The sequence below is a fragment of the Arcobacter venerupis genome, assembly GCF_013201665.1.
GTDB lineage: Bacteria > Campylobacterota > Campylobacteria > Campylobacterales > Arcobacteraceae > Aliarcobacter > Aliarcobacter venerupis.
Genome location: NZ_CP053840.1, coordinates 1,611,452 through 1,625,720 on the forward strand (window position 1 = coordinate 1,611,452; position 14,269 = coordinate 1,625,720).

13 protein-coding genes and 1 pseudogene are annotated in these 14,269 nt (G+C 25.9%); 2 read left to right on the plus strand and 12 right to left on the minus strand.

The window, feature by feature from the left end:
- Window positions 1-90 precede the first annotated feature (90 nt).
- Window positions 91-747 (plus strand): S24 family peptidase, encoded by a 657-nt coding sequence (locus tag AVENP_RS08000; RefSeq protein ID WP_128360083.1) that lies wholly within the window; start codon window positions 91-93, stop codon window positions 745-747.
- 1 nt (window position 748) lies between these two features.
- On the opposite strand, the gene AVENP_RS08005 is transcribed toward AVENP_RS08000, so the two are convergent.
- From AVENP_RS08005 to AVENP_RS08030, 6 genes and pseudogenes are all read right to left on the minus strand, one after another.
- On the minus strand, window positions 749-1,747 hold the full coding sequence (locus AVENP_RS08005) for a peptidoglycan synthetase (RefSeq protein ID WP_128360084.1): 999 nt from the start codon (window positions 1,745-1,747) through the stop codon (window positions 749-751).
- A pseudogene (gene metG / locus AVENP_RS08010) lies at window positions 1,747-3,705 on the minus strand (methionine--tRNA ligase); the annotation flags it as partial. The gene AVENP_RS08005 and the pseudogene metG, both read right to left, overlap by 1 nt.
- Before the next feature lie 21 nt (window positions 3,706-3,726).
- Window positions 3,727-3,933, minus strand: a complete 207-nt coding sequence (locus tag AVENP_RS08015) for a hypothetical protein (protein WP_128360086.1) — start codon at window positions 3,931-3,933, stop codon at window positions 3,727-3,729.
- Complete coding sequence (locus tag AVENP_RS08020) at window positions 3,926-4,768, minus strand: class 1 fructose-bisphosphatase (protein WP_128360087.1); 843 nt, start codon at window positions 4,766-4,768, stop codon at window positions 3,926-3,928. Before AVENP_RS08020 ends, AVENP_RS08015 begins: the two co-directional genes overlap by 8 nt.
- Before the next feature lies 1 nt (window position 4,769).
- Window positions 4,770-5,267: a molybdopterin-guanine dinucleotide biosynthesis protein B gene (gene mobB / locus AVENP_RS08025; protein WP_128360088.1), complete on the minus strand. Its 498-nt coding sequence runs from the start codon at window positions 5,265-5,267 to the stop codon at window positions 4,770-4,772.
- A 71-nt stretch (window positions 5,268-5,338) separates the two neighbouring features.
- Window positions 5,339-5,725 (minus strand): PLDc N-terminal domain-containing protein, encoded by a 387-nt coding sequence (locus AVENP_RS08030; RefSeq protein WP_128360089.1) that lies wholly within the window; start codon window positions 5,723-5,725, stop codon window positions 5,339-5,341.
- A gap of 151 nt (window positions 5,726-5,876) precedes the next feature.
- Here AVENP_RS08030 and AVENP_RS08035 point away from each other — a divergent pair, with 151 nt between their 5' ends.
- Window positions 5,877-6,356 carry a hypothetical protein gene (locus AVENP_RS08035; RefSeq protein WP_128360090.1) on the plus strand — a complete coding sequence of 160 codons (480 nt, stop codon included), beginning with the start codon at window positions 5,877-5,879 and terminating at the stop codon, window positions 6,354-6,356.
- On the opposite strand, the gene AVENP_RS08040 is transcribed toward AVENP_RS08035, so the two are convergent.
- Genes AVENP_RS08040 through bamA form a run of 6 tightly spaced genes read right to left on the minus strand, consistent with a single transcriptional unit; the run spans window position 6,325 to window position 14,202 of the window.
- The gene (locus tag AVENP_RS08040; protein ID WP_128360091.1) at window positions 6,325-7,977 is read right to left on the minus strand and encodes a lytic transglycosylase domain-containing protein; all 1,653 of its coding nucleotides are present in this window, start codon (window positions 7,975-7,977) and stop codon (window positions 6,325-6,327) included. The genes AVENP_RS08035 and AVENP_RS08040 overlap by 32 nt on opposite strands.
- Before the next feature lie 3 nt (window positions 7,978-7,980).
- Window positions 7,981-8,253 (minus strand): YggT family protein, encoded by a 273-nt coding sequence (locus AVENP_RS08045; RefSeq protein WP_128360092.1) that lies wholly within the window; start codon window positions 8,251-8,253, stop codon window positions 7,981-7,983.
- Window positions 8,250-9,551 (minus strand): glutamate--tRNA ligase, encoded by a 1,302-nt coding sequence (gene gltX, locus AVENP_RS08050; protein WP_128360093.1) that lies wholly within the window; start codon window positions 9,549-9,551, stop codon window positions 8,250-8,252. The genes AVENP_RS08045 and gltX overlap by 4 nt, the downstream gene beginning before the upstream one ends.
- Window positions 9,552-9,554: 3 nt before the next feature.
- Entirely contained in the window at window positions 9,555-10,793 is a 1,239-nt protein-coding gene (locus AVENP_RS08055; RefSeq protein ID WP_128360094.1) for a M16 family metallopeptidase, read from the minus strand.
- Between the two features lie 59 nt (window positions 10,794-10,852).
- Complete coding sequence (locus AVENP_RS08060; protein ID WP_128360095.1) at window positions 10,853-11,926, minus strand: dehypoxanthine futalosine cyclase; 1,074 nt, start codon at window positions 11,924-11,926, stop codon at window positions 10,853-10,855.
- The gene (gene bamA / locus AVENP_RS08065) at window positions 11,926-14,202 is read right to left on the minus strand and encodes an outer membrane protein assembly factor BamA (protein ID WP_228201912.1); all 2,277 of its coding nucleotides are present in this window, start codon (window positions 14,200-14,202) and stop codon (window positions 11,926-11,928) included. The genes AVENP_RS08060 and bamA overlap by 1 nt, the downstream gene beginning before the upstream one ends.
- Window positions 14,203-14,269: the final 67 nt, after the last annotated feature.

The following is a 14,269-nucleotide window of genomic DNA, read 5'->3' on the forward strand; positions in this document are numbered from 1 at the left end:
TATTTCAAATATTATAATAATTGTCTAAAAAACTTGAAAAATATTACATTTTGTAATATAATTAGATTAATACTAAAAAAAGGAAGACTTATGTTAATAGTTGATGAAATTATTGAAAAGTTAAAAGATATTTTAAGTGCTGATGGAAGAAACGGTAAGATATTTGATAAAGATGTTGCAAATTCATTAGATTTAAGTCAAGCAAATTTTGCAACCATGAAAAATAGGGGTAAAATTCCTTTTTCAAATATCTTAAACTTCTGTGCAAAAAAGAAAATATCTATTAATTGGCTTTTATATGATCAAAATCCAGGATCATTAGTTGATACTACTGATAAATATTGGATAAAATATTATCCATCAGTTTCAGTTAGTGCAGGTGGTGGTGCTTATGAGGCAGAAGATAATTATGAATCACTACAATTACCACCTTATTTTGTAAGTATGTTGGGGGGAAAAGAGAATTTAAAAAATATTGATGCTATAAATGTTGTAGGGGATTCAATGGAACCTACATTAAATAGTGATAATATTATATTTATTGACAAAACAAAAAAAGATTTAAGTAGAGATGGAATTTATGCATTTACTACAACACATGGCTTATTTGTAAAAAGAATTCAAAGAAGAGTTGATGGGAAGTTGGACATTATTTCTGATAATAAGGATTATCCATCCCAAATTTTAAATAAAATGGAATTAGAGATATTAGGAAAAGTCATAAGCTCTTTTGGAATGGTTTACTAATTTAAAAAAGAGTTAAACTTTTTTCACTTTTTAATAGGTATTCTTGAACTTGATTGTAGTTAAAACCCATCAAATATATGGCATTAAATTTTATTTTATTTAAAATAGGTTTTAATTCATCAAGTTCTTTTATAAGAATTTGTTCATCTTCTTTTAAATATTCAGAGTAATTAGTCGTTATAAAAATAGTTTTTGCATATTTATATTTTATTTTCATATATAAAATTTCATTTGCAAATAAACTTTGTGTATCTTGGGAAATAATAAATCTATCACTTCTTCCAAATTCAATTAAATTTAAATTTCTATCTATAAAAAGTGGTTTTAGATTATTAAACATTTTTAATTTTGAAAAATCAATATTTCCACCTAAAAAAATATGAATTCTTAAAAATTGAGCTAAATATAAACTAGGAATTTTTATTTTTGAAAAATATTGATTATTAAATGAAAAAGAGGTTTCAAATAATGAATGTTCTATTAAGTTTTCTATTTCTAGTTTTTTAGTAATTTTGCTAAAATCTTTATTGTGAGGGTAGATTTTACCTAATATCTCTTCGTTTAAAGAAATAATAATATCGTTTTGTTCAATCTCATCTATATTTTTAAATAAATTTTCTAGTTTTGTTGGTATTAATTTAATAGATTTTGAAAAATGCGAAGAATAAATTTTTAATAATTGGTAAGTAATTTTATCACAAAAGTAAGCTTCTAAATTTAAAATTGAAAGTTTATATCTTATTAATTTTATAATGCAAGTGTCAATATCTTTAACTTTTATCCAAGCTATCTCATTATCAAGAATTGCTGAATTCGTATCTAAAATAATTGCAAAAGCACCATTCGTTATAGCTATATTTATATCATTCAAATCTCTAGCAATAAATAAATCACCTTCTTTTACTTTGTTTGCATTGGTTTTAATAGAGTATATAAAAGAGATTGATGGAGAGTTTAATAAACTTCCATCAACAATATCTAAAATTGATGAGATTTGCACTAGCTTATTTTTGTTCCAGATTTTTTAGGAGTTTCAGGTTTTAGTAATGATAAACCATTTTCATCTTTAGCAGCCATTAACATTCCCTCACTTAACATTCCCATCAATTTTGCTGGTTTTAAGTTTGCAACAACACATGCCTGAGTTCCTACAAGTTCTTCAGCAGAATAATACTCTTTAATTCCAGCAAGAATTTGTCTATTTCTTCCTTCCCCTAAATCAACTTGGAGTTTTAATAATTTTGAAGATTTTGGAACTTCAACAGCTTCAACAATTGTTCCAATTTTTAATGTTGTTTGGAAAAATTGATCAATTGTAATTAAATTATCATCTTCTACAATTGCAACTTCTTCTTTTTTTGTTTCACATTCAGTTTTTGAAATGTCAGAAGATGCTGGTTGTTCTAATAAAACCTCTTCAATTCTTGGAAATAATTGGTCAACTTTTGTAATAATTGTATCTTCTAATAAATTTTTATTTTTAATTAAAGAGTTATAAGTTGCTGTATCAATTTTCATTCCTAATGACTCTGCTATTTTTGCAATTTTTTCAGGCATAACAGCATCTAAAAGTAGGGCAACTTTAGCCATGATATTTGTAATTAATGCAACTAATGCCATAGCTTCATCAGCTTTTCCATCTTTCATTAAATTCCATGGTTCGTAGTCATTTATTGCTTTATTCGCAATTGTTAATACTTTCCATAAATCTTCTAAATATCTATTTATTTGCATATTAAAAATATAAGCTTCAACATTTCCTAAAATTGCATCAATTTCTGCTAATTCTTTTGCATGGAATTTTTCAACATCTTTCGAACTTACTTTAAAATCAAAATATTTTCCACTCATACCAGAAATTCTATTTAATAAATTTCCTAAATCATTTCCTAAATCAGAATTAATTCTATCGATTAAAGCTTTTTGAGAAAAATCTCCATCTTGACCAAATGGAACTTCTCTTAACATAAAATATCTGAATGCATCTAAGCCATAAGCATCAGCAACTTGTTTTGGATCTACAACATTCCCTTTTGATTTAGACATTTTTTCGCCATCTCTTGTCCACCATCCGTGAGCTGCGATGTGTTTTGGAAGAGGTAAATCTAAAGACATTAAAAATGCTGGCCAATAAATAGCATGGAACCTTAAAATATCTTTTCCAACAAGTTGTACATTTGCAGGCCAGAATTTCATGTTAGCCTCATCAGTTCCATATCCAAGTGCAGTAATATAATTTAGTAAAGCATCTAACCAAACATACATAACATGTTTTGGTTCGTTCATTGATTCTGGTAATTTCACACCCCAATCAAATGAAGTTCTTGAAATTGATAAATCTCTTAATCCACCTTTTACAAAGTTAGAAATTTCATTTTTTTTAGCTCGAGGTAAAATACAATCTTCATTCTCTTCATACCATTTAATTAGTTTATCTTCATATTTTGATAATTTAAAGAAATAACTCTCTTCTTTTACAATAGAAGTTGGTCTTCCACAATCAGGGCAAAATTGTTCATCAACTAACTGTTTTTCAGTAAAAAATGTCTCACAAGATACACAATAAAAACCTTCGTATTCACCTTTGTAAATATCACCTTTGTCAAACATAGTTTGAAAAGCTTTTTGAACTCCAAGTTTGTGTTCTTCATCTGTTGTTCTAATAAATTTATCATAAGTAATATCAAAATCATCCCATAAAGTTCTAAATTTACCAGAAATTTCATCTGCATACTCTTTAGGTGTTTTTCCTCTTAGTTCAGCACTTTGAGAGATTTTCTGTCCATGTTCATCAGTTCCTGTTAGAAGGAAAGTATTTAAACCAGTTAATCTTGAATATCTAGCTAGCATATCAGCTATAATTGTAGTATATGCATGACCAATATGAGCTACATCATTTACATAATAAATTGGTGTTGTTATATAAACATTTTTGCAAGATTCTTCCATTGTTACCTCTTTTTCTTTTTTATAATTATATTAAAATTCAAATCCACCGCCAGCACCTTTATTCATAGATTCATAAACGGCTATTACATATCTTTTTCTTAATTCACATTCAAAAAATTTATCACAATCAGAACAAGTTTTTAAACTGTTTGATTTTTGACAAGTTTTTAATTCAACTAGCATATTGTCTAGTTTTATATCCCATTCATCAATAACTATATCTTCGTGATTAGACATTTTTACTATAAACTTCTAAAACTCTTTTTATTTCACTATTTGAACCAAAAAAACATGGTGTTGTATCGTGAATATGAGTAGTTTCTACTTCTAAAACTCTTTTAAATCCATCAACTGCACCACCACCAGCTTTTTCATAAGCTAAAGCAAAAGGGAATACTTCAAACAGTTGTCTTAACTTCCCTTTTGGTCTATCTGTAGTTCCAGGATATGAGAATAATCCACCACCTTTAAGTAAAATTTGGTGTAAATCAGGAACCATACCACCTGAATATCTTAATCTATAACCATCATTAAAAATATCGTCAATTAATTGTTTGTGAAAAGGTGCCCAACAGTTTTGTGTTGAACCTGGTGCATTTAATTTACCTTTTTCATTTAGTTTAATATTTTGGATAAATTTAAATTCATTATTTAAAAGTCTATACATTTTTACATCATCAGTTGTAACAACCATTTCAACTCTTGGACCAAATACAACATAAACAGAAGCAACTATATTAGCAGCATTAAATTCATTTTCATAAATACCAAAAATAGAACCAACAGATAAATTTACATCAACTAAAGAAGAACCATCAAGTGGATCATAAGCAATTAAATATTTTCCATTTTCATTTAAATTTACAATAGCTTCTTGTTCTTCACTAACAATTGCTTTAATTGATGGAATTTTTTTAAAAATATTTTCAATAATTTCATCACTTGCAATGTCAAGTTTTAGTTGAGTATCACCAGTTGAATTCTCATGTTCACTTTTTCCTGTATCACCTGTTTGAATTAAATCTCTTATTTTAATTGCTGATTCTTCAATGGCTTTAATAATTTCTTGCATTTTATACTCTCTTTGCATTTTTATTAATCCATAAGATTATCTCTTCTGGATTATTTAAATCTAATATGTCTAAATCATTAGGAATTTCATTATTATTTATAGTTTCATCACAAGCGATTGCATTTGAAACACTAAAATAACTCTCATCTAATCTATTTCTAAAAATAGAAATTCTAGGTAAATCAAGAGTTTTTAGACCCTCAACTAATAAATAATCAAAGTCTTGAAATAGTTCAATCATTTCATCTACATTTGATGTACTTTTTTTAAATAAAGTTGTTTTATTTGGACTTACAACAGCAACATCAGCACCCGTTTGAGAGAATTTAAAAGAATCTTTTCCTTCTCTATCAAAAACTGCTTTATCTTTTGGATCATGTTTAATAATACAAACTTTAAATCCACTGTCGTTGAGAATACTTGCTACTTTTATAATAGCAGTTGTTTTACCACTATTTGACGGACCTGAAAAGGCTACTACTAATCTTTTTTTATTCATGGATTGGATTTTATCTAAATGATTGTTAAAATTGTTTTAGTTCTTTGAATTGTAATTAAAATAAATTAGGATTAGTCATTAGTAACTTGAGTTTTTCTAAAATCTGGATAGATAAATGCACTAAATGGCACAAATAAAATCAATATTAACCATAATAATTTATTACTTTTTTCTTTAAAACTACTTTTAATTATAGATATAAAAGAATAAAGCCAAATAATGATGTAGTTTATTAAAAAAATTATAATAAATAAGAATAATCCAAAATATAATCCAATAGCAAGCAAAATAAAATTTAAAAATAATTGTATTATTAAAATAGTTGGCTTATATTTTGGTTTAAATTCTAAATATGGAGATTTCATAATATTATTGACTGTAACTTCTGGTGAATTTCGTCTTAAACTACTTTTTAAATTTCCATGTATTTTAATTCGTATATTTTTATTTTGTTTCATTATTTGCCTAATCTATGATATTTTATAAATGACTAAATTCTTATAATAGCATTTTTATTTGATAACAGTAATAAAATACTAAAGAAATCCGTTATGTTGTCTTAAAGTTGAATTAATGTACAATATATTTTATTAAAATCATGGAGAATTTATGTACAAAATATTATTTCTTTTAATTGTTTCACTTTTTTTTACATCTTGTAGTAATAAAAATAATGCATTTAAATATTTTGAAAAAGATGAAATAGAAACAAAAGGTGTTCAATATACAAAAAAAACTGATATATTAAAAAACAATGAAGTAGAAGTTATATTCTGGGCTACTTACTTAAATAAAATTGATAAAAATATTTCTAATTTAAATGAAGAGTTATTTTTAGTATCTGTATATTTTACAAATAAAGAGTCTCAAGACCTTTTTGAAAATAATTATTCATTCTCATTAAATGGAATAGATTCAACTTCAACACAAAAAGTTGAAAAAGATAATGAGAATTTCAAAAGTATAATGTTAAAAAATAGTTGGGGGAATTATTATTTGGTTAAATTTGATGCACAAAATAGCTACAATTTAATTTTAAAATTAAAAAATAAAAGTGCTAGTTCGGCGCAACTAAGCTTTGAAAAATAGTAGAAAGAGTTATTTTATTTTTACTATCTAAATAATTATTATAAATGTAATAATTAGCTAAAACTTTTTTACCATAATCTCTTGTTTCTACAAATGAGATTAATTCCATACTTAAAAAAGGTTCATATTTACCTTTATTTTTAAATAAGCCTTTGTTAAGTTGACTTTTTGCATATCCAGCGCCTCCATTGTAAGCATAAGCAATAAATAATGGGTTATTATTAAATTGCTTCATTAATGAATCTAAATGAAAACTCCCATATTTTATATTTTTATTTGGAATAAATTGTTCATAAATATTATAATCTTCATTTAACTTTTTTGATATATCAGCTGATAAAAAAGGCATTATTTGCATAACTCCTTGAGCAGATGAAGATGAAATAGATGAGGGAATAAAATGGCTCTCTTGTCTTGCTATTGAGTAAATTAATACTTGTTTATTAATATCTAGATTTTGTATTATATTTCTATATGGAGTAATAAAATACTGTTTTTTATATTTATAATATCTTTCTAGAATAAATGCATGATGAGATAAAGTATTTTCATCTGAGAATAATTTCTCATATTTAAGTAGCTTTTGTTCATCAAAATTCTTTTTTGTATCTTCTAATATTTTCATCCATTCAAATGGATCAAATACATTAAATGAAGATTTTATATTTCCTAAGGGAATTTTATATTCAATATTATCAATTTTAAAATCAAGTAACTCTTTTGCATATAAAGAATATATATTATTATCCCAACTTTGTGCTAATTCTTCAAGATAGGATTGATTTTTAGTTAATAAATAGATCCAAAATAAAGACTTGTCTTTGTGAAATCTTAAATATGCTTTATTATTTGCGTCTTTGAAAAAATTTAATGCAATGGTGATATTATTGTTATTTACAGCATTTATTCCCAAAGAAAATAAATTATCTGAAGTCATGTCTTTATGATTTTTTGCCATTAGTAAAGATTTCTGTAAATTATTTAAGCCATTCTCATAAATAACATACCGAAGAAATCTCTCAAAGTTTTTATCAGTTGAAATTTTATCAACAAGTTCTTGACTTAGTGGTTTGTTAAGGAATTTTATTCTGTAGGTTTTAGACAAATTGAAAAAAAGTCTAAAAAATCTATCTAAATCAGAATTAACTAAAGATGTAAAAGGATCAGATGAAGCAATTATTTGTAAATCATTTTTTAAAGTAGGGTAAGCATCAAGTTTACTAATAAAAAAAATCAAATCACTTTTTGAGATTTCAGTTGCCTCATCTAATGATAATCCCAAAGCAATACATTTTGAATCTTCATTTTTTAATTGTGTAATACTGGCTCTATAACATTTTAAATCTTCAGGAGGTAAAGTTTTGTATTTTTTGTTATAAATTTTTTTAACACTTGAATTTATTGGATTTGCCATATCAAAAGCAGTTTTTGCATCTTCTGCTGAAATATTATCTTCATTTAAATATTGAAGAATAAAAAAATCTCTTGCATAGGATTTTGGTTTTTGTTCAAGCCAGTCTAAAGTAACTTTGAAATCTTTTTGAAACATATCTGTAGTAGAAGCACTAACAGATACATTCAATAAAAAAGCAGTACTAAATGATAATAAAAGTTTTCTCATATCTTAGAAAAATAGATTTTTCAAAAAAGTCTCTAAGAAGATTAAAGCAAAAATTAAAATTAAAGGAGCTAAATCCATTCCACCAATTACAGTTGGAATATATCTTCTTATAAATGCATAAGCTGGTTCAGTTAATCTATAAAGCATTTGAACAATTGGATTATATGGATCTGGTCTTACCCAACTTAAAAGGGCAGAAATAATAATAACCCATTTATATAAAGAAATAATAGTTAAAACTATTGTAAAAATTGAAGTTAAAAGTGCATCTGTCATTTTATAATTTCTCCCAAATAATTTTTAATTAAAGGATAAATATCTGAGATATCTGGTCCATTATCAACACCTGTTAAAAGATATCTTAACGGTTCAGAAAGATTTTTTCCATTTAAGTTTGTTTGTTCTGCAATATACTTTTTTAATTCTTCAAAATCATTAAAAAAAGGTGCTTTTTGCATACATTCTTTTAGTTTAATAAACTCTTCTTCAAAACTTTTACATTTAGTTTTAATAGTAAAAATAGAAGAAATTTTTTCTTTTATCTCTTTGATTGTACTTGTTTCTTGTAAAAAAACTTTCCCGAGTTTTCCAATATCTATATCTGCAAATCCAAGAATTTTAGAAAGTCTCATATCATCAAGAGCTTCTACGTGTTTTTTATTTATCAATTTTAATTCATCTATATCAAATTTTGCTGGAATTTTTGAAATATTTTCGATATTAAACCACTCAATTGCTTCTTCCAAACTAAAAATCTCATTTGGTGCTTCATTTCCAATTAAAACTAAATAATTTGCAATTGCGCTTGGTAAAAAACCTTCTTCAATTAAGTATTTTACTGAACTTAGATCATCTACATCTGATATTTCTTTACCTGTTTGAGCATTTAAAATAATTGGTAAATGCACATATTTTATCTCTTTATTGTAACCTAATAGTTCTCTTACATGGATTTGTTTAAGAGTATCAAAGATATGACTTTCTTCACAAATAACAACAGAAATATCCATTAACATATCATCAATTGCACATGCATAATTATATCTAGGTGTTTTATCTTGTTTTAAAATAATAAAAGAGTCAACATCAAATGGTGTATAATCAAAATCACCTTTTAATAAATCTGTAAATTTTATATTATTCTCAGGTTTTTTAATTCTTACTGTAAATGGTGCATTTATATTCAAAACTGTTTCATCTGACAAGTTTTCACAAAAACCATCATATGAAAATTCTTTTCCATCTTTTTTTGCTATTTCTTTTAATTCATCAAGTTTTTCATCACTACAAAAACAAGAAAATGCTTTTTTTTGAGTGATTAGTTGTAAAGCCATTTTTTGATGATATTTTAAATTTGCACTTTGATAAAATAAAGATTTATACTCAATAGAAAAAAGATTCAAGATTTCTAAAATTTCTTTATCTTTTCCCTCAATATTTTTTTGTGTTTCGAAATCTTCAATTCTGATAATTAAGTCTTCTTTTAATTGTTTTGACACAATGTAATTAAAAATGGCAACTCGTAAGTCGGCAATATTCATATCTCTCGTTGAACTTGGAGCAAATCTTAGCAAAACTTATTTCCTTACTATTGAAAAAGTTAGATTATTTATTTCATTATGTGATTTAATATATTTATTTAAATCATCTAATTTCAAATTCTGAATTTTTTCTAACTCTTTTTCTGAATAATCCGGTGATAATCCTCTATAATATAGAGTAAATGCTCTATTTAATCGTTGACTTAATGTTTCATTTCTAAGTGGTTCACTACCTGTTAAGAAATTTTTAGCAGCGTCTAATTCCTCTTTAGTAACACCTTTATTAACAAATTCAGCAACAATTTGTGAAACTAATTTTTCTGCTTCACTTGCAGTTTCATTTTTAGTTTGTAAATAACCATTAAAATATGAATGAGATTTATTTATTGAGATAGAACCATAAGCACTATATGCTAAACCTCTTTTTACTCTTATCTCTTCCATTAATCTTGAACCAAAACCTGAACCACCTAAAATAAATGAAGCTACTTTTGCTTTATAGTTTTCTTCATCTTTTGAATCCACATTAAAAGAACTTCCAAAATATATATAAGCTTGTTCTGTTTGTTTTATTAAAGTTTTCTCTTCTTTTTTAGAAGTAAAATTAATTTTTTCTAATTCAATCTTTTTCCCAACATTCAACGTTTCTAAAAGAGGTTTTACTAAATTTTCAAACTCTTTTAAATCAAAATCTCCACCTGCAACAATAATCAAATTTTCTAAACATACTATTTGAGATATGAAGTTTTCTATATCTTTTAACTCTATTTTTGAAATACTTTCAATTGTTCCAGATGCGGCATTTTCAAGTGCTGTTCCTCTAAATAATAGAGATTTTAATTGATTTTGTGAAACATAATCAAAATCATTCTCTTTTCTTTTTAAAGAACCTGTTTGCATTGTTTTTAATTTATCTAAAGTATTTTGTGTAAAATTTGGTGATTTTAAAAGTGAATTCAAAAGTTCTATACCTTTTTGAGATTCTTCTTTTAAACTTGATAATTCAATAACAAATGTTTCAAAACCAGTAGAAGCTGATAAAGAAATTGCATTTTCATCTAATTTTTCAGCAAATTTGGTAGCACCTAACTCTTTAGTACCTTCATTTAACAATTTTGAAGATAATGATGCTAATCCACTTTTATTTTTGTCTTGAATATATCCTGAATTTTGAAAAACTAATTGTAAATTTAATATTGGTAAACTTTTTTGTTCTTCAAAAACTACAGGTATTTGTACACCTTTTATATCAATATGCTTTATCATTGCACCCATTAAATTTCCTTGTAATATTGCTATTATGAATAAAAAATAAAATCCTATTTTTCTCAAAGCTAGAACCTTTCTAAAATCTCATAAGCTGTATTTCTTTTTGCTGGATTTTCACCTATATCTTTTATAAGTCTAATCATCTCTTCTTGATTCATTCTATTTGCTGCACCTGCTGCTTTTACAACATTTTCTTCCATCATTGTACTTCCAAGATCATTTGCACCAAATTTAAGAGCTAATTGTCCAATATATGAACCTTGAGTTACCCAAGAACTTTGCATATTTTTGAAATTATCTAAATATAATCTTGCAACTGCTAATAATCTTAAATATCTATTTGATGATTGAGGTTTTATATCTGGGATTTCAGCTTTTAACTGAGTATTAGCTCCTTGAAAAGACCACATAATAAAGGCTCTAAATCCACCTGTTTTATCCTGTAAATTTCTAAGTAATTCCCAATGTTCAATAATTTCTTCATCAGTTTCAACTGTTCCAAACATCATAGTAGCTGTTGTTTTCATGCCAATTGAGTGAGCAAGTTCATGAACTTCAATCCATTCAAGACTATCCATTTTATTTGGAGCTATTATATCCCTTACTCTATCACTTAAAATTTCAGCTCCAGCTCCTGGAATTGAGCTTAAACCTTTTACTTGAAGTCTTTTTAAAACCTCTAAAATAGAAATTTTAGATACTTTTGCAATATATTTAATTTCAATTGCAGAAAATCCATGAATAGTAATTTGAGGATATTTTGTATGAATATGATCAACCAATTCTTCATAATAATCAATTTTTAATTTTGGATGAACTCCACCTTGAAAAAGAATCTGCGTTCCACCAATTTCTAATAATTCATCAATTTTTTGATCAATTTCATCAAATTTTAAGACATAAGAGTCTTCGTCTCGTCCATGTCTATAAAAAGCACAAAACTTACAATCAACCCAACAAACATTAGTATAATTAATATTTCTATCTACTATAAAAGATGTAGTTTTACTAGGATGAAGTTGATTTTTTCTATTTGTTGCTAATTCTCCTAATTCTAATAAAGATGCATTTTTAATTAATTCTAATGCATCTTTATTTGTTAATCTTTTGTTTATATCAATTTGCATCTTTTTAACCATTAAAAACTTGAACCTAATGAGAATTCAAATGATGAAGTATCATCACCTGCTTCTGCATCAAGAGCATGAGCAAATATTAACTGTAGTGGCCCCATTGGAGAAATCCATTCTAATAATGCACCTGTTCCAGATCTTTTTACATCATTAAATGTATCTTGACCAATCATTCCATAATCATAGAATAATCCCCATCTCATTTTTGCACTTGGAATTAATGGGAAACTCATTTCAACAGAGTTTGCCCAAAGATTTTTATATGGATCTGTTTGATATCCTGTTTCATTAGATGGGAATGCATAAGATTTATATCCTCTTAAAGTTTTAGCTCCACCAAGATATAAAGAATCCCCTTGATTTATTTGTCCATTATCTACTAGAATTTTCATTTGAGTTTTAAGTCTTAAAACCCAATCAAGTTCAGTTAAATCTTCTAAAGAGTAAAAATATTTTGCATAAGTACTTGATTTAAGATATTTAGAATCTCCACCAACTCCAGCATATTCAAGTGAAGTTCCAGCTTTTATTCCTTCTCTTGGCATATAAAAATCATCTGTATTATCAAAATTTAAATAAGGAGTGATTGAACTTGAAATATAATCTTGAGAATCATATAATTTATTTTTTTCTTTAAATGCATCATCTTTTAGTTCATATTTTGTTAGAAAATCTGAGTCGTAATCATAATCTTCGCTTACGAAATCAAGTTTATATCTAGCTCCCGCATATAAATCTCTAACTATTTGTTTTCCAACAGCAACTGAAAATCCTTGTGTTTTAATTGTTGAATCATATTTATCTCTATTAATTTCAGATTCACTATTATGTATTTCAACTTCACCATTATAATCACTATCATTAATTGCAGGATTTTTTAAACTAATTTCAAATCTACTTGTTCTTGCTGATAAATCTGCACTTAAACCTAGCCCTAATCCTGAACCAAACATATTTGCTTCATTTATTGAACCATTTACCATTAATTTATCATAAGAACCATATCCACCACCAAGCATCAGTGACCCAGTAGCAGCTTCAGTAACTTTTACAACAATATCAAGTTTTTCATCACTAATTCTTTTTTCTTCAATAACAACATTTTCAAAAAATCTTGATCTTTTTAATTTATTAGTTGAATCTTTAAAATCTGTTAAATTATACAAATCTCCAGGTGCTAAATAAACATCCCTTCTTACAACTCTGTCAAGTGTTTTTGTATTTCCTGATATTTTCACATCATTAATATAAACTTTTTTACCTGGTACTACATTATAAACAACATCAACTTTTTGATTTTTTTCATCTTTTATTAAATCAAATTTAACATCAACAAAAGCATAACCTTTATCAGCTACTTGAGTTCTTATATATTCTTGGTCAGCTCTTAATTTTTTAATATTAAAAGTATTACCAACAATCAATTTAAGTTCAGGGTAAATTGTTTCAGGATCAACAATTGAAGAATCTAAATATATTTTAATATTATTAGTTGTATATTTTGTACCTTCAGTAACAAAAAAATCTAATTTAGCTTGATCTGAAGCAAAATCGATATCTAAAAATGGCTCTTTTACTTGCGCATCTAAATAACCTTTTTCAAAATACAATTCATTAATTCTTTTTGAATCATATTTTAATTGATCAATTTTTACTTCACCATCATTTTGTCCAAACCACCAAGAAGCAAACTCTTTTTCTTTATTTGCTGTAACGTGATCAAAATCATCTTGCTCTAAAGCACTAGCTCCATGATAATTTGCTTTTTTAATGATGATTTCATCACCTTTATTTACATTAAAAGTTATCTTTATAGCTTTATCATTTATATTTTCAATTTCAGTTTCTACAACTGAATTTATAAATCCTTCGCTTTCTAACATACTTAAGAGTTTTTCTTTCGCTTCTTTAACTCTTTTTTCTGTATACATAGCACCTTTTTTTAGATTTATGGCAGTTCTAACTGCATCAAGATCTTCAGCTCTTGATTTATAACCTTTTATATCAACATTTGAAATTGATGGTTTTTCTTTGAAGACAAATTTTAAAATTCCATTTTCATTTGAAACAGTTATATCATCAAAATAACCAAATTTATAAAACTTAAGTAGTGCACTATTAAGTTTTTCATTATTAAGTTCATCACCAACTTTCATTGATAATGTTTCATTTAAAATTTCTGGAGATAACTTATTTACATCTTTGTATTCTATAGATTTTATTGTATCTGCGCTTAGTGCCGCTGCACAAGCTAAAGAAAATAGTACGACTTTATTTTTCACAACTATCCTTAATTTCATTATAGGTCAATAATATACCTAAATATAGTTTATATAAATATTAAGATAT

Coding starts and splice junctions, on each gene's coding strand:
- AVENP_RS08000 (WP_128360083.1), top strand. CDS start 91: ATGTTAATAGTTGATGAAATTATTGAAAAGTTAAAAGATATTTTAAGT.
- AVENP_RS08015 (WP_128360086.1), bottom strand. CDS start 3,933: ATGTCTAATCACGAAGATATAGTTATTGATGAATGGGATATAAAACTA.
- AVENP_RS08020 (WP_128360087.1), bottom strand. CDS start 4,768: ATGCAAGAAATTATTAAAGCCATTGAAGAATCAGCAATTAAAATAAGA.
- mobB (WP_128360088.1), bottom strand. CDS start 5,267: ATGAATAAAAAAAGATTAGTAGTAGCCTTTTCAGGTCCGTCAAATAGT.
- AVENP_RS08030 (WP_128360089.1), bottom strand. CDS start 5,725: ATGAAACAAAATAAAAATATACGAATTAAAATACATGGAAATTTAAAA.
- AVENP_RS08035 (WP_128360090.1), top strand. CDS start 5,877: ATGTACAAAATATTATTTCTTTTAATTGTTTCACTTTTTTTTACATCT.
- AVENP_RS08040 (WP_128360091.1), bottom strand. CDS start 7,977: ATGAGAAAACTTTTATTATCATTTAGTACTGCTTTTTTATTGAATGTA.
- AVENP_RS08045 (WP_128360092.1), bottom strand. CDS start 8,253: ATGACAGATGCACTTTTAACTTCAATTTTTACAATAGTTTTAACTATT.
- AVENP_RS08055 (WP_128360094.1), bottom strand. CDS start 10,793: ATGGGTGCAATGATAAAGCATATTGATATAAAAGGTGTACAAATACCT.
- AVENP_RS08060 (WP_128360095.1), bottom strand. CDS start 11,926: ATGGTTAAAAAGATGCAAATTGATATAAACAAAAGATTAACAAATAAA.